This is a genomic window from Weeksella sp. HMSC059D05, assembly GCF_001809725.1.
GTDB lineage: Bacteria > Bacteroidota > Bacteroidia > Flavobacteriales > Weeksellaceae > Weeksella > Weeksella virosa.
In genome coordinates this window covers 52,024-68,686 of the sequence record NZ_KV798544.1, presented here as the reverse complement: position 1 = coordinate 68,686, position 16,663 = coordinate 52,024, and the positions used below count along the sequence as shown (strand labels likewise).

At 36.2% G+C, this 16,663-nt stretch carries 12 protein-coding genes; 8 read left to right on the top strand and 4 right to left on the bottom strand.

Translation table 11 applies throughout. The features are described 5' to 3' along the window. Positions 1–8 precede the first annotated feature (8 nt). Positions 9–2,063 carry a TonB-dependent receptor plug domain-containing protein gene (locus HMPREF2660_RS06680; RefSeq protein ID WP_013598940.1) on the bottom strand — a complete coding sequence of 685 codons (2,055 nt, stop codon included), beginning with the start codon at positions 2,061–2,063 and terminating at the stop codon, positions 9–11. A gap of 97 nt (positions 2,064–2,160) precedes the next feature. On the opposite strand from HMPREF2660_RS06680, the gene HMPREF2660_RS06675 reads away from it, so the two are divergent. From HMPREF2660_RS06675 to HMPREF2660_RS06660, 4 genes are all read left to right on the top strand, one after another. Further along, a complete protein-coding gene (locus HMPREF2660_RS06675; RefSeq protein ID WP_013598941.1) occupies positions 2,161–2,856 on the top strand; it encodes a metal-dependent transcriptional regulator in 696 nt (231 codons plus the stop codon). A 41-nt stretch (positions 2,857–2,897) separates the two neighbouring features. Next, positions 2,898–5,519, top strand: coding sequence for a valine--tRNA ligase (locus tag HMPREF2660_RS06670; RefSeq protein WP_070486249.1), 2,622 nt, complete (start codon positions 2,898–2,900; stop codon positions 5,517–5,519). Positions 5,520–5,647: 128 nt separating this feature from the next. Further along, positions 5,648–7,042 (top strand): MBL fold metallo-hydrolase, encoded by a 1,395-nt coding sequence (locus HMPREF2660_RS06665; RefSeq protein ID WP_013598943.1) that lies wholly within the window; start codon positions 5,648–5,650, stop codon positions 7,040–7,042. 164 nt (positions 7,043–7,206) lie between these two features. Next, on the top strand, positions 7,207–7,707 hold the full coding sequence (locus tag HMPREF2660_RS06660) for a DUF6973 domain-containing protein (RefSeq protein ID WP_013598944.1): 501 nt from the start codon (positions 7,207–7,209) through the stop codon (positions 7,705–7,707). A gap of 63 nt (positions 7,708–7,770) precedes the next feature. Here HMPREF2660_RS06660 and fumC read toward each other — a convergent pair whose 3' ends face one another. Beyond that, positions 7,771–9,168 (bottom strand): class II fumarate hydratase, encoded by a 1,398-nt coding sequence (fumC, locus tag HMPREF2660_RS06655; protein ID WP_070486248.1) that lies wholly within the window; start codon positions 9,166–9,168, stop codon positions 7,771–7,773. A gap of 132 nt (positions 9,169–9,300) precedes the next feature. Between fumC and HMPREF2660_RS06650 the strand changes: the two genes are divergently transcribed. Beyond that, positions 9,301–9,507, top strand: a complete 207-nt coding sequence (locus HMPREF2660_RS06650) for a hypothetical protein (protein WP_013598946.1) — start codon at positions 9,301–9,303, stop codon at positions 9,505–9,507. 80 nt (positions 9,508–9,587) lie between these two features. Here the strand turns inward: HMPREF2660_RS06650 and HMPREF2660_RS06645 are convergent, their stop codons facing one another. Continuing rightward, positions 9,588–11,450 carry a TonB-dependent receptor plug domain-containing protein gene (locus HMPREF2660_RS06645; protein WP_013598947.1) on the bottom strand — a complete coding sequence of 621 codons (1,863 nt, stop codon included), beginning with the start codon at positions 11,448–11,450 and terminating at the stop codon, positions 9,588–9,590. Between the two features lie 70 nt (positions 11,451–11,520). Between HMPREF2660_RS06645 and HMPREF2660_RS06640 the strand changes: the two genes are divergently transcribed. The 3 genes from HMPREF2660_RS06640 to HMPREF2660_RS06630 are packed head-to-tail and all read left to right on the top strand — an operon-like array spanning position 11,521 to position 14,705. Further along, positions 11,521–13,011: an aminotransferase-like domain-containing protein gene (locus HMPREF2660_RS06640; RefSeq protein ID WP_070486247.1), complete on the top strand. Its 1,491-nt coding sequence runs from the start codon at positions 11,521–11,523 to the stop codon at positions 13,009–13,011. A gap of 23 nt (positions 13,012–13,034) precedes the next feature. Further along, positions 13,035–13,862 carry a WG repeat-containing protein gene (locus tag HMPREF2660_RS06635; RefSeq protein ID WP_052295774.1) on the top strand — a complete coding sequence of 276 codons (828 nt, stop codon included), beginning with the start codon at positions 13,035–13,037 and terminating at the stop codon, positions 13,860–13,862. An 18-nt stretch (positions 13,863–13,880) separates the two neighbouring features. Beyond that, positions 13,881–14,705, top strand: a complete 825-nt coding sequence (locus HMPREF2660_RS06630; protein ID WP_197718586.1) for a 1,4-dihydroxy-2-naphthoyl-CoA synthase — start codon at positions 13,881–13,883, stop codon at positions 14,703–14,705. Positions 14,706–14,823: 118 nt separating this feature from the next. Here HMPREF2660_RS06630 and HMPREF2660_RS06625 read toward each other — a convergent pair whose 3' ends face one another. Next, positions 14,824–16,533 carry an FG-GAP-like repeat-containing protein gene (locus HMPREF2660_RS06625; protein WP_070486289.1) on the bottom strand — a complete coding sequence of 570 codons (1,710 nt, stop codon included), beginning with the start codon at positions 16,531–16,533 and terminating at the stop codon, positions 14,824–14,826. Positions 16,534–16,663: the final 130 nt, after the last annotated feature.

The window sequence follows — 16,663 nt, the reverse complement described above, 5'->3', positions numbered from 1 at the left end:
CAAAATAACTAAAATATGGTATAACGAATTCCTGCAAAGCCTCTAATTCCTTGCATTGGTGTATAGCTATAATCGTTCGGTTCGAAGATGACATCGGTTCTGCCTGGAGGAGGAGTTACCCCATTTCCGGGTTCACCGAATGGATCCCACCAACGAGCAATCGCATCATTTTTCGGTAATACATTGAAGAGGTTTTTAGCTCCGAAATAAATTTCTAAGCCTGAAGCCATTTTTTTGGTAATCTGTAAATTAGCTATCAACGTGCTAGGAGAATATTCGGGTCTATAATCATTTTCTACACGAGGTAATCTCATCGGACCATTGAAAACACCGGTGAAATCAACTGAAAATCCTTTTCGGAAAGTGTAAGAAGCCAAGAAATTTCCCGACCATTTTGGCGCATGATATTGTACTTCTTTTTCACCTTCTTCTTTGGCAAAAACATCCATGTAAGTTCCGCCAAGCATTAATTTGAGGGGAAATTCGAAGGCTGCTTCAACATTCAGAGAAATACCTTGCGAGATAGCATGTCCGTCTAAATTATCGTATATAATTTTTGTCTGATCGGTGTCGGTATCGGCAATAATTTTATTGGTGAAATATGAATAGAAAGCAGTTAAATCAAAATTCAATCCGGCAAAATTTGTCGGTAGTTTGAATACATAATTTAGGTTCCCATTGTATGATTTTTCAGGTTTCAGTTCGTTCTCAAAAACCACAGTTCTTGCGCCTGTTAATGCTCGGTGATCTTCTGTGAAGACGTTGACAACACGGAATCCTGTACCAAAACTCGCGCGCAAAGTGTGGTGTGGATTGGGTGAGAATTTATAAGCCACTCGCGGAGAATGAATACTTTTGTGGGTTTGATCATAATCATACCGATAACCTAAAAGCAATTTATTTTCAGGGTTCAAAGTCCATTCATCTTGTATAAAAATTCCGAAAATCGGGGTTTTATTTGGGTTGTTTTTTAGGAGATTATCGTGCTCATCATACCAACCGGTTCCACGTGTATCATCGTCATAATAGGTGTATTTGTAGGATGCACCCAAGAGTAAACTGTGTTGATTGATGGTTTTGTCCCAATAGGTTTGTCCGAAAACAACTTGTTGTTTGGCCTGATAAGATTCGGGGCCGTAAAAAGAATTCTGCTGATGCCAGTTGTAAGAAAATTGTGAAAATATTTTTTCTTTGGTTGGCCATTGATACATCCCAATTGCTTCTACCCGGTTTGTCATAATACTTTCGCCATATACTTCTTCGCCTCCACGATGAAGTTTCCTTTTCCAATTTGTTTCACCGCCCCAGCGATCCTCATACAAATAGCGCAAAGCCAAACTTGCTGTTTTGTTTTCAGGTCTTTGCAACGTCCATTTATTGAAAACCGAAATGCGATCTTGAAGTGTGACATCGGTGAAACCGTCGTGGTTATTGTCTTTTCTTTCTCCGAATTTGAAATAATTAAAACCCAATAAACTATGAGCTTTTTTACCAATATTCGCTTTGAAACCTCCGTCAATATTGGTTTCTAACCAAGTAGTGGTAAAGGCATCAAGACTAAGCGTTGGTGCTGTGCTTGGGTTTTTGGTAATAACGTTTATTATCCCACCCATCGCCTCTGTACCGTACAAGGAAGAAGCTGGACCTTTGACAACTTCTATTCTATCGACTAAACTATTCGGAATTCCACTCAACCCATAAACCGTAGAGAGTGAAGAAACAATTGGCATTCCGTCGATTAGTACCATCGTGTATGGTCCCTCCATACCGTTGATGTGGATGTCGCCCGTGTTACAAACATTGCAATTGAGTTGTGGTTGTACACCATTGATTAGCTGAACAGCATCGAAAAGAGAAGGGGTAGGATTTTTTTTGAAAAAAGCTGGTGTATAAATTTCAATGGGTACCGGACTATCCGATTTTTTCATCGGTTTCATGGTTCCGGTAATCACTACTTCATCGAGATTATTGCTGTTGTTATCTGTAATGGTATCTTTAATCGGCTCTTGCGCTAATACAAAAGCACCAAAAAGTAATGAAATAGGTATAGAATAAAACTTCATATTTATAATATTGAATTAAAATGTTAGGCAAATCTAATAATTATAATTTAATTACCTAATAATAGTAAATGCAAATTGTTCTTTTTATCTTTGTTTCATGAATTCATCAATCGAAGAAAACTACCTAAAAGCCTTATTTCATTTGTCGAAAAATGGAGTAGAAGAGGTGGCTGTGAAAGAATTGAGTGAGTGGCTCAATATTAAAATGCCAACGGTAAATAGTATGATGAAAAAGTTGGCCGAAAAAGAATTGGTATATTATACCAGTTACAAACCTTTGAGGTTAACCCAAAAAGGATTGATAAAAGCTGCTTTAATTGTTCGTAAACATCGATTAACCGAAATGTTCTTAGTAGAGAAAATGGGCTTTGGTTGGGAAGAAGTCCATGAAGTTGCCGAGCAAATAGAGCATATACAGAGCACTTTATTTTTTGACAAAATGGATCAGATGTTAAATTACCCAAGATTTGATCCACATGGTTCACCAATTCCAGATAAACAGGGTAATTTAATTCAGTTGAATTATAAAAAACTATCGACAATACCTACCAATACAATTGTAGAAATCTGTGCGGTAACCAATTCATCGGATGATTTTTTGGTATTCTTAAATTCGAAAAACTTGCAACTTAATGACCGCATAGAAGTTTTGCAGGTAGAAGATTTTGATGGAACAATGACGATAAAAATCTTAAAAAATAATGCAATAGAAGTTCTAAGTGAACATGTAACAACTAAACTACTCGTAAACGAATATAAAACAGATAATTCTCAAACTAATCGAAAAGATTAATTTAAAATTTAATTATACATATCAGAAAGAAAAGTAAACACATGGAAATAGCATCAAAATATACTCCGCAAGCCGTTGAAGAAAAATGGTATAACTACTGGTTAGAGAACAATTATTTTCGCTCTACACCAGATGAAAGAGAACCCTATACCATTGTCATTCCACCACCCAATGTTACTGGTATCTTGCACATGGGGCATATGCTAAATAATACTATACAAGATGTACTTATTCGTAGAGCGAGAATGCGGGGCTATAACGCATGTTGGGTACCAGGCACAGATCATGCTTCTATCGCAACAGAAGCAAAAGTTGTAGCTAAACTCAAAGAACAAGGGATTTCTAAAGAAGAAATTGGTCGAGAAAAATTTTTAGAACATGCCTGGGAATGGACTCACGAATATGGAGGAGTAATATTAGATCAACTAAAAAAACTTGGTGCATCTTGTGATTGGGACCGAACACAGTTTACAATGAACGAAAGTTTATCAAAAGCTGTACAACAAGTTTTTGTTGACTTGTACAATAAAGGACTTATTTATCGCGGATACCGAATGGTAAACTGGGATCCAGAAGCCAAAACAAACATCTCAGATGAAGAAGTTATATACAAAGAAAAAAACGGGAAATTATACCACCTCAAATATCAGGTAGAGGGAACCGATCAATATATCGTTGTAGCAACTACGCGCCCAGAAACTATTTTTGGTGATACAGCAGTATGCATCCATCCAGAAGATGAACGTTACCAATGGCTAAAGGACAAGGAAGTAATCGTACCGATTGTCAACCGAAAAATAAAAATTATTCAAGACGAATATGTCGATTTAGAATTTGGTACAGGTTGCCTAAAAGTAACACCAGCACATGACCATAATGACTATAATTTAGGAACAAAACATAATCTAGATTTTATTGATATTTTTACCGATGATGCTAAACTCAACGAAAACGGTTTGCATTATCAAGGAATGGACCGATTCAAAGTTCGAAAAGAAATTGAAAAAGAATTAGAAGAAAAAGGCCTCCTCGAAAAAGTAGAAAATTACACCAATAATGTAGGAACTTCAGAACGCACAGGAGTCGTTATCGAACCAAAAATTTCTGATCAATGGTTTCTGAAGATGGCCGATTTGGCCAAACCTGCATTGGATAATGTAATGAATGATGTAATAAAATTTCATCCACCAAAATTTAAAAACACCTACAGAAATTGGATGGAAAATATTACCGATTGGAATATTTCTCGACAATTATGGTGGGGACATCAAATACCCGCCTATTTCTACGGTGAAGGTAGCGAAGATTTTGTGGTAGCGATGACAATTGAAGAGGCATTGACTTTGGCACAAGAAAAAACCAATAATCCGAATTTAATGCAATCTGACCTGAAACAATCAGAAGACGCCTTAGATACTTGGTTCTCATCTTGGTTATGGCCCATTTCGGTTTTTGATGGAATCAATAACCCGAAAAATGATGAAATCAACTATTATTATCCAACCCAAGACCTAGTAACAGGTCCTGATATTATTTTCTTTTGGGTAGCGAGAATGATTATGGCGGGGTACGAGTATTTAGACGAAAAACCCTTCGAAAATGTCTATTTCACTGGAATTGTTCGGGATAAGTTAGGAAGAAAAATGTCAAAATCGTTAGGTAATTCTCCAGACCCTGTAGAATTGATAAATGAATTTGGTGCAGATGCAACACGAATGGGAATGTTGCTAACAGCACCTGCGGGAAACGATTTACCTTTTGACGTAGAACTATGTGTACAAGGCAGAAATTTTGCCAATAAAATCTGGAATGCTTTCCGTTTGATCAAAGGATGGGAAATTGACCAGAATGCCCAACAGTCCTCTACACAAGCAACAGCAGTACAATGGTTCGCGCATCGTTTTCAGCAAGCCTTGGCCGATATCGAGCATAATTATGAGCAATACCGTTTATCAGATGCATTGATGACGATTTATAAATTAATTTGGGACGATTTCTGCTCTTGGTATTTAGAGGCCATAAAACCTAATTATGGTGATCCGATCGATGCAAAAACATATCATTCTACCATCGGATTTCTAGAAGAAGTATTGAAGGTTTTACATCCATTTATGCCTTTCCTTACCGAAGAATTGTGGCAAAATATCCAACCAAGAAAAACAGATGAAGCATTAATTATCGCAAACTATCCTACTGTGAAATCATTCGATGAAACGATCATAAAACGCTTTGCCAATACCCAAGAGGCAATAACAGCGATTCGTGGGTTACGATCAGAAAAAGGAATGTCGCCAAAAGAAGCTTTGGATGTGTTTACAGAAAACAAAACAGATGATTTGATTTTTGTAGAGGTATTTAAAAAATTAGGAAATGTACAAGAACTTTTACACGAGCAGAAACCAGAAAAAGGATTTGCTTTTCGAGTAGGAACAGTAGAGTTTTTAGTACCCGTTACAGACAATATTGATTTGGATGCTGAGCGTGAAAAATTGACCAAGGAATTAACGTATTTCCAAGAATTCTTACAATCGGTGAGAAAAAAATTGAGCAATGAAAAATTTGTTCAAGGTGCTCCCGAAGCTGTGGTGAATGCCGAAAGGAAAAAAGAAAGCGATGCCTTAGAGAAAATCGCACAAATAGAAGAACAATTGGCAAGTTTATAACATAGCATCAATAACCAAAAAAAAATCCATCGCATTGCGATGGATTTTTTTCTTCTGTAACTTTGGTAACTGTACAGAGAAATTTGGCAACGTAAATTTGTGTTAGAAATTATAAAAAATATAAGACTATGTTTTTCCAACACATTTACGAAAAATCTTTAGCTCATTCGAGTTATTTAATCGGGTGCCAAGTAGAAGGAACCGCAATGGTAATCGACCCGAAACGTGATATCGATACCTATTTAGAAATTGCTGCCGAGCAAAATCTCACCATAACCCATATTGCAGAAACCCACATCCATGCCGATTATCTTTCGGGGAGTCTAGAGTTGGCACATGTTACTGGAGCAAAAATGTATCTTTCAGACGAGGGTGGATCAGATTGGCAATATTCTTTTGACCATATAGGGCTAAAAGATGGTGATGTGATAAAGTTAGGAAACCTATCTTTCGAGGTGATGCATACCCCAGGACACACACCAGAAAGTTTGAGTTTCTTGCTCACCGATCATGCAGCAACTGAAGAGCCAGTGATGTTATTTACAGGAGATTTTGTCTTTGTAGGCGATATCGGTCGCCCAGATTTATTAGAAGAAGCTGCCGGTTTGGTTGGTACAAAAGAAGTTGGTGCACAGCAAATATTCGAGTCGTTGAAGAAGTTTTATGCACTTCCGGATCATATACAAGTATGGCCCGCACACGGCGCAGGCTCATCTTGTGGAAAAGCACTAGGAGCTGTCGCAAACTCCACTGTTGGATACGAAAAAATACAAAATTGGGCGTTTAAACTAAAAGAAAATAGAGAAGATTTCATTCAATATCTTTTGACAGATCAGCCCGAAGCGCCCTATTATTTTGCGAAGATGAAACAATTGAACAAGCAATTGCGTCCGTTATTGGTAGAAGTTCCTAGAATCCCTCAACTCTCCACTACAGACCTTACTTCTATACGTGCTCATAATCTAAAAATAATTGATACCCGATCGAAAACTGATTATGCCAAAGCTTATTTACCAGACACGATCAATATCCAAAATAATAAAAGCTTCAATACATGGATGGGTTGGATGTTGAATTACGAAGAGCAATTTGTTTTGATTGTACGAGAAGAAGATCTAGACGATGTTACCCGAAAATTAATGAGAATAGGCTTGGATAATGTGTATGGTTATTACACACCAGAACAACTGTTTTGTGAAGGTTGTGAAGCAAAGACGACCAAAATTATAGATGTTTCAACCATCGAGTCGTATATCGGGAAGGATGATATACAAATCTTAGACGTTAGAAGTCAAACGGAGTATACTGTAGGACATTTGCCAGGTGCCAAACACATTTTTGTAGGACATTTACCACAGAAATGGCAAACGTTAGATCCTAAGAAAAAAATCGCATTGTATTGTCAATCAGGTGATAGATCAACAATTGCGCAAAGTTTCTTATTGAAAAAAGGCTTCGATGTAGAAAACTATACAGAAGGTATGAGCCAGTGGAAAACCTTGAATAAAATCATCGAACAATAAAACAACCATTAGTTTTTACTATTCAATACTGGTATTTTATAGAATAAGCACTCTAAGAATTTTAGGGTGCTTTTTTTATTTTTAATCACCCAAAAAACTAAAAAGTTTTTCTTGTAAAAAGTATTGACTGAAAATGATATCTTCGGAAAGCGGAATATCCTATCATGAAATCAATATTATTTATCCTAAAAAATTTATCATTCAACCTATGTCGCGAAATGGTCAAAACAATGTTGTCGAATCCATTATTGTTGTTACCAACTGTTTGGGGGACGGTAGAATCGGTTGCTTTTTCCGAACTCAATTATGCCGAAAACCACTCGGGTAGAGGTGTTTCTAATGCATTCCGTCATGCTGCATGGAATGTCTTGATAGCTTATAATTGTTCGTATTTCATTTCACACGAAAAGGCACTTGCTTGGGCAAAAAAAATAACCGACTTGCACGAAGAATGTTTCCGTAATGAAGATTTTGATCGATTGATGGATTTGCACAATAACCAGATTGGTAGGATGATTTATAAAGAAAATATTTCGAAACCTCGCATCAGAAAAAATCTTCTCATCCAGAAAATAGTCGAAAAATCTGAAACTGCACAAGGACTTTCGGATTCTCACAAAATCAGAGAATATTCTACCGAAATGGTTTTTTACAAAGAAAATTAACATAAAAATAGCTTCATGCATTAATGAAGCTATTTTTGTATACACGATTTGGTTGCTACTAAATTATTTCAGTGTCCCAACCATATCTTCTGGTTTCACCCAAGCATCAAAATCTTCTGCAGTTACATAACCTAAACGAACCGCTTCATCTTTCAGAGTTGTTCCGTTTTTGTGTGCAGTTTGTGCAATTTCTGCTGCTTTGTAATAGCCAATTTTGGTGTTGAGTGCGGTTACCAACATAAGAGAGTTTTCTAGTAACTCGTTGATTCTTGTGTGGTTAGGCTCTATTCCTTGTGCACAATGCAAGTCGAAAGAAACACATGCATCTCCTAATAATCTTGCCGATTGTAAGAAGTTGGCGGCCATCATCGGCTTGAAAACATTCAGCTCATAATGGCCTTGTGTACCCCCGATTGTGATTGCAACATCGTTCCCCATTACTTGTGCAGCTACCATGGTGAGTGCTTCACATTGGGTAGGGTTTACTTTACCAGGCATAATCGATGAACCTGGCTCATTTTCTGGAATATGGATTTCTCCTATACCCGAACGTGGTCCAGAAGCTAACATACGAATATCGTTGGCAATTTTATTGAGTGCCACGGCAAGTTGTTTCAATGCTCCATGAGTTTCTACAATAGCATCGTGTGCAGCCAACGCCTCGAATTTGTTTTCCGCAGTTACAAATGGATGACCCGTAAAGTCGGCAATGTATTTTGCAACCAGTACATCATAGCCTTTTGGAGTATTAAGACCAGTTCCTACTGCTGTTCCGCCCAAGGCCAACTCAGATAAATGTGGGAGAGTATTTCTTAGAGCTTTTAGCCCATGATTCAATTGAGCAACATAGCCTGAAATTTCTTGCCCCAAAGTAATCGGCGTTGCGTCCATTAAATGCGTACGACCAATCTTCACAACTGACATGAACTCTTTAGATTTTTTTTCTAAAGTGTCGCGTAATTGTTCTATGCCTGGAATTGTGATTTCTACTACTGCTTTGTAGGCAGCTATATGCATCCCCGTTGGGAAGGTATCATTCGATGATTGAGATTTATTTACATCGTCATTGGCTTTGAGAACTGGTTCACCTTCACCAATTTTGTGTCCGGCCAGAACTTGTGCGCGGTTAGCAATTACTTCATTTACATTCATATTCGATTGTGTACCCGAACCAGTTTGCCAAATAACCAACGGGAATTGATCGTCTAGTTTCCCGGCCAGAATCTCATCACATACAGCAGCAATTGCGTCTCGTTTTTCTTCTGGTAAAACACCCAACTCAGCATTTGCATAAGCAGCTGCTTTTTTTAGGTATGCAAAACCTTCGATAATTTCATGCGGCATAGAACCTTCTTCCCCAATCTTAAAGTTGTTATGAGAGCGTTCTGTTTGAGCACCCCAATATTTATCAGCAGGTACTTTTACTTCACCCATGGTGTCTTTTTCTATTCTATACTCCATTGTTTGTTTTTTTATGATTTTTATTGAGTTTAGACAAAGTTAAGAAACTGTTCTCGCTAAAGAAAGTGATAAGTATTAGTTTTATATTAAAATTTATTTTTATACATTTGTCTTTATAAAATATTAGGAGCTATGATTCAATTTTTAGGATTCTTATTCTTTTTAACGATTGCTATTTGTGGATTTTGGGGAATTATATTCTTAGCCACCTTTGCAATTTCTTGGATACCTTTCTTTTTAGATAACTTGAAAAAGGAAAAAAAAGGGATTGTTACGGCTGAGCCTACAAGACCAACCTTACCTAATCAGCAAGGTGTTACTGTATTGTACAAAAAATAAATATTTTTTATATCCAAAATACAAAACGTCTTAGCAACGCTAAGACGTTTTTTTTAGTTTCTCAATTTGTCGTTAGGCTATTAAAAATTAAGAAACTTGACTCCGATTGTAAACCATTGGGTTGGGAGAGGAATTGCACCAACCTCTCGGTATTCGGCTTTGAAGATGTTTTGACCGTCTAGGTAAAATGTCAGATGTTCCTTAAGACGGTAACTCATCCTTGCATCCGTAACCCAATAAGAATCGCCCGCATATCGCTCGTGGAAACGATTTGTTACACCCAAAGAGAAATCGGCAATCGAAAATCTTATCATATTTGTTACTTGATGTTTTAGGCTATTTATCTTATATTTTGAAGCATATTCATCTGCAACTTGGGTGAAATTGCTATCCAAGTATGCATAACTTAGATTAAAATTTATCGACTTGTTTTGATCTAAACGCCATAAATAATTGGTTCTAATGTTTACACCATTGGTTTTTAAATTACCAAAATTATTTGCTTGCCATGGTTCACTTGTATCTAAACGAACCCAATCGATAAAATCATTAATTTTTCGATGAAAATAGAAGGCTTCTGCAGAAAATCTATTTTTAGCCCATTTGAAACCTGTTTCTGTCTGAAATGCTTTTTCTGGTACGACATTGGGGTTTCCGATATTGCCTGGTCGTTGGTCTAGATAAAGGTCTGTAAAAGAGGGAATACGTTGACTACTACCAATATTCCCTACCCATTTCAGTCCTTCTACTATTTGGTAACTCATATCAATTCCTGGGAAAAATTGCCAACCATATTTATTATTATAATTGGTGTAAAAACCTAAATTGGTGTTGAATTTTTCGGTCCAATCTACTTTGTATTCACCATAAACACCAAGGTTGTTTCGGGTATGTTCCCCAATGGCTGTCGAGTTGATTTGCTCGTGTCTATATTCGACACCAAACCCAAGTATTCCTTTTGATAATTGATAGGTCGAATTGACTTCTGCCCCAATTGCGTTAGAATAATGCTTGCTTCTTGCCTTGTCTAGATGATGTTTTAGGTATCGATAATCGTCAAAATTATATCGATAATTTACTTGTGGTTTCAGTGTGAATCGATCGTTTATTCTATGGTTGGATTGAAGTGCCCCAATAAACGTTTCGACAATTTCCTTAGAATCTTTATCGCCCGGAGCTGCATAAAAACCATTCGCACCAAATCCATTTTTCACATAACCTAAACTGGTCTGTAAATTATTGTCTGCATTGAGTTGGATTTGATTTTGATAATATAGTTTGTTGTTTTCGAAACCAGTATTGTATCTATATCCATTGCTTTTATCATGCGATGCAAACAACATATGTTGATGTTTTTCCTGATAAATAGCACCTCCTAATTGTACTCCTCTTGCACTGTAGTTTTCGGAAGTTTTTTCAACATTTTCATCAAAATTGGTACCGAAATACGTCTGTGCATAAATACCCGATTTTTGAGGTTTTCGTGTAATGATGTTGATAACACCCGTAAGACTATTGTTCCCATACACACGTGCAGCTGGACCTCGTACCACTTCTATTTGTTCAATTGCTTCTACAGGTATCGGTAAATTCAATACATTGTGAGCCGTCTGATGATCAGATATTTTTACTCCGTTTACCAAAACCAATGTTTGTTCGAAGCTTCCTCCGTCCATGCTAATATCGGCTTGTGAACCGAAAACTCCTCGCTGACGCAAATCTACACCATTGGCATATTGCAATACTTCTTGTAGAGTTTTTGCAGGTAATTTTTCAATCTCTGTACGTGTAATTACATTGACATTACGGTTTTCTTTAGATAAAGGGGTATGAAATCGGTTACTACTAATAATAACTTCCTTTACCTGTATGGTATCTTGCGGGATTTGAGCAAATCCCAATGTACTAATAAGAGTTGTAAGAGTACATATTACTTTTCTCATGTTCTATTTTTATTTTTCGCCACAAAAATACTATCTTGCCGTACTATAAGAAGGTGCCAGTTTATAGAATATGAGTAGTCCGGTAGAAATCCCGATACAATCGCTTGTACAATTAGATTCTACAAGTAAAACACCCATTTATTTACAAATAACGACACAATTAATCAATGCAATTCAACGCCAGTTTTTGCTACATGGGAACCGATTGCCTGGTACACGACAGATGAGTAGTTTACTCAAAGTACATCGAAATACAATCGTAAAAGCCTATGATGAATTAGAAGCACAAGGTTGGATAGAAATTACCCCCAACGTGGGATGTTTTGTTATGGCAAAACTAGAACATGAAAAAGTTCGTTTTCAGCCAAAAAATGCATCATTACAACTTTATCCATCGCAATGCGGTTTTCAGTTCGATAAGTCGACCGTATTAGATTTCCCTGCAGATAATGAAGATAATTTATTGAGTCTGAACGATGGTTTGCCTGATATTCGTTTAACGGAAGTGGCACTAAGTTCGCGTCTTTATTCTTCGAATTTGAATAGGAAAACTAATCGATTTTCTTTTGCTCAAACATCTATAAATGGTAATCTTTATTTCCGGAAAAATCTTAGCAATTATCTCAATTTATCACGAGGTTTACATATATCGTCCAACCAAATAACCATTACTCGAAGTCTAGAAATGTGCATTTACATTGCGACTGAGATTATTCTTCGACCAAAAGATATTGTCATTGTGGGTGCATTAAGTTATTATGTTCCGAATATGATATTCAATCAGAAAGGAGTAACAGTAAAGACGATTCCTGTCGATGAAGAAGGTTTGGATGTGGATGCTTTACGAGTTATTTGTGAGGAAAAAACAGTCAGAATGGTGTATTTAACGCCACATCATCATTATCCGACAACTGTAACCTTGAGTGCTGCAAGAAGAATTGCTTTACTAGAGTTGGCCGAAAAGTATGGATTTGTCATTTTAGAGGATGATTTTGATTATGATTTTCATTTCGATCGACATCCACTTTTACCCTTAGCAAGTGCCGATCAATATGGGCGTGTAGTATATATCGGTTCTTTCGGTAAATCATTGGCGCCAGGTTTTCGGACTGGTTTTATGGTAGCACCAGAAGATTTCATTCTCGAAACCAAGAAATATCTCAACATTCTCGATCGCCAAGGAGATGTACTGATGGAGCAGGTTTTGGGCGAATTGATCGAAGAAGGGAATATACATCGTTATCTGAAAAAAGCAAATAAAATTTATAAAGAAAGACGTGATTTTTTGGCCGAATTATTAGAAAGAGAATTAGCTTCTGAAGTCCGATTTACATTGCCTAGTGGTGGATTGGCAGTTTGGTTAGAATTCATCAATCCAATAAATCTAATGAAATTAAAAGAAAGTGCAAAAGAACTGAAATTGTTCATCCCGCAACATATTCTGTATCAGAATCAGCATGTTTCGGCTATGCGAATGGGCTTTGGTCATATAAATTTGGAGGAAATTCGAGAAATAGTATTTATTTTAAAGCTCGCTATTATTCAATCAAAATTAAAATAATTATATCTTTACCCTACAATAAAATGAAAGAAAAAACAATGAAGTTAGTACCAAGTGAAGTAGATCAGTTTAATCCTCAAATTCATAATGATCAAACGACGTGGCCTCAGATAACGGTTTTCAATCAGTTGCACCACGGTTTAGTGAGCAAAGATCAGAAATATGGACTTATTAATCCCGATGGAGAAGTAATTTTCGATTTGGTTTATGATAAAATAATTCCGGCAAATAATAGTCGTTATGGAGTTGTAAAAGACGGTAAATGGGGATTTGTCGATACAGAAGAAAATGTGATTATTCCGTTAGAATACGATTTGACTTCTGATTTTTTCGATGGTTTGTGTGCCGTTAAATTGAATGAGCGATGGGGATATATCAATGAGCAAAATGAAGTTGTAATACCAATCGAATATGACGGATGTAGCGATTTTAACAATGGTTTTGCAGGTGTCGCTAAAGACGGGAAATGGGGAGCAATCAACAAACAAAATGAAATAGTTATTCCGTTCGATTGGCATTATATGTTGTCGATCGGTAATGGATATTTCACGATGGGCGAGAAGACCAAAATCAAAGTAGAACGACCAGATATTTTAGCTCGTTATCCTTATTTTGGGACAGCTGATTATTATTTGATAAAGTTTGGGTTGCTTGATATGGAAGGAAAAGTAGTCAGCAAATGTGTTTCGGAAATTCCGATTACGCAATTCGAAAAGGGGCGTCCAGTTGTACGAATAAATTATGAATTTGGTACACTGGATAATTTCAAGCATTTTATCAAAAAACCAAAATACAAAGCAAATAGTTACGACCTGAAGATTTTGAGAAGACTTGGTGTAATCGAGAAATAAACATATTATATGAACACAATAAATTGGCAAACTGTAAAGGAATATGAAGATATCACGTTCAAGAAATGTGATGGTGTTATGCGAATTGCTTTTAATCGTCCGGAGGTTCGAAATGCTTTTCGACCAAAAACTGTTTTCGAATTGTTAGATGCTTTTCAATTGGCAGAAGAAGATCGAGAAGTTGGTGTAATTTTACTCACTGGCGAGGGACCATCGCCAAAAGATGGAGGATGGGCTTTTTGCTCTGGAGGTGATCAACGTGTTCGTGGTAAGAAAGGCTATGAAGGAAGCGATGGTATAGGACGTTTGAACATTCTAGAAGTTCAGCGCCTTATTCGGTTTTCGACCAAAGTAGTTGTTGCGGTGGTAAATGGTTGGGCTGTTGGTGGTGGACACTCGCTACATGTGGTTTGTGATATGACTTTGGCTTCTAAAGAGCACGGAATCTTTAAACAAACAGATGCCGATGTTGCGAGTTTTGATGCAGGTTATGGTTCGGCATATTTAGCCAGACAAGTTGGGCAAAAAAGAGCACGAGAAATATTTTTCCTTGGGATGGATTATTCTGCACAAGAAGCATACGATATGGGGATGGTAAACTTGGTAGTACCACACGATGAGCTAGAACAAGTTGCTTTTGACTGGGCTCAGGAAATATTAACCAAATCGCCAACAGCTATAAAAATGTTGAAATATGCATTCAACTTAATAGATGATGGTTTGGTCGGACAGCAAATATTCGCTGGAGAAACAACACGTTTTGCTTATGGAACTGAAGAAGCAGAAGAAGGAAGAAATGCATTTTTAGAAAAAAGAAAACGTGATTTTTCTAAATTCAGATAATTTCTCATCTCTACACTTGAGGATGAAAATAAAATAGCGACGTGCGAATGTCGCTATTTTATTTTCGGTTCGACTTTTTTTTTCTATCGATTGTAGAGTCTTTTTTCTGACAAAAAAATTATTTCTTTATAATCTTTTTTGTAAATGTTTTATCATCAATTTTTACTTTTAGGATATACATACCGTTTCCTAGGTCAGAAATATCTATAGATTTATCATTATTCATTTTTATCATTATTTTAGAACCTTGTAAATCATATAAGTTGACTGATGTAATGTTCTGTGCCTCAATGTATATTTTTTCTGATGATGGATTAGGATATACTTTTATCTGATGAGATTTTCCTATGTTCGATATTGAGAGATTTTCTTTAGAAGATGCAGAAAAGCTAAACGATGAATCTATAGATTTCACACTCCAATAAATATTTTCATGATTATCATCTAGCTCTAAAAACCATGACGGAGTCGTAACTATATATTTTGCTATATCATGTGATCCAGATGAAGAACCAACGTTTATTTCGTATCTTAATGCTTTGGTAGGTGTTTTATCATCGGTTGCACCCTCCCAAGAGAAATAGTATTTATTATTATTTTTTTCAAGGTATAAGTTTGTTGGTGGAGTAGGTGGTAGATTTTTTTCGGCAGAGGTGTTCTTAAATAATTTGTTCAAGGAAGGCATATCGGGATCAGACCAGTCAAAGCCAGACATCAACACATCCAAATGATTGTCATTGTTGAAATCAAATAAACGTATTGTTCCATTGCTTCCCAAATTGTATAAACCTGTATCCAAAGCTTTATTAAAATTTTCTTCATCGGGGTTGTAAATAAATATTTTTACATGACCTTCATAATTATCATCGTTCCCGATTATGATAAAGTCATAGTATCCATCGTTATTCAAGTCACCAACATCAACGCTAGCTCCATTTAATCCTTCGGCATTGATAACGGTTGGAGTGAAAAAACCATTGCCATCATTCCACAAAACAGATAAATATTCGTTCGAGTCCTCATCTGTACCTGTAACAACTAAATCTAAAAAACCATCTGCATTGAAATCAGCATATGCTAATTTCCCGTCAATTATACCATTTAGTTTCTGAGAAATCTCTAATGTGCCTTGATTGTTTTTATAGATAGTGAAGGTTGGCTCTTGGTTTTCATCATAGCCGAATACTGCAGCATCGAGAAAATTATCGTTGTTGAGGTCAAGAATTTTGAAACTTCCGTTTTGTGTTCCTGGTAACCAACCATGTTCTATGTTAAAGTCTTTGCCAGTATTGGTATATAAATCTAGTTTATACACAAAGCCTTTACCATCAATAAACTGTACTCCATTTATTGCATAATCTTGTTTTCCGTCATGATTGAAGTCAAACACTTCTATAGACCCATATATTTTTCCAGGAATATTTTTTATCATCTCAAAGCCATTGCCGTTGTTGCGAAATCTATATTGTTGATAATTCACTATATCTCTATAACTGAGACCTGTTGATACAACATCTAACAATCCATCATTATCAAAATCTATAAACTTAATATCACCCAAATGTGTAGAGTTATCACCCAATTCACCATAAAGTTCGAAAACTCCATTGTTATTTCGGTAAATCTCATTATGTGTCTTATCCACATCACCGCTCATATCACTGTCAATTGCTCCGTTCATAATTACGTCCAGAAATCCATCTCCATCAAAATCACCTATATCAGCTGAAGAATAATAATAATTTTTTAGATTAGTATTGACTTCGGTAAACATTTGTGCTTTCATCCCAAAAGGCAAAAGAACCAAAAGAGGAAAAACTTTTTTCATAATCATTATTTTTAATTAGTCTAAATAAAATATAAAAATAACACAAGAATAACTTTCAATAAGAATTTCTAGACCTGATATTTGTCATTCAAGCAAATGCAGTAGAATCTTCTAACTAGTAAAACTGTAG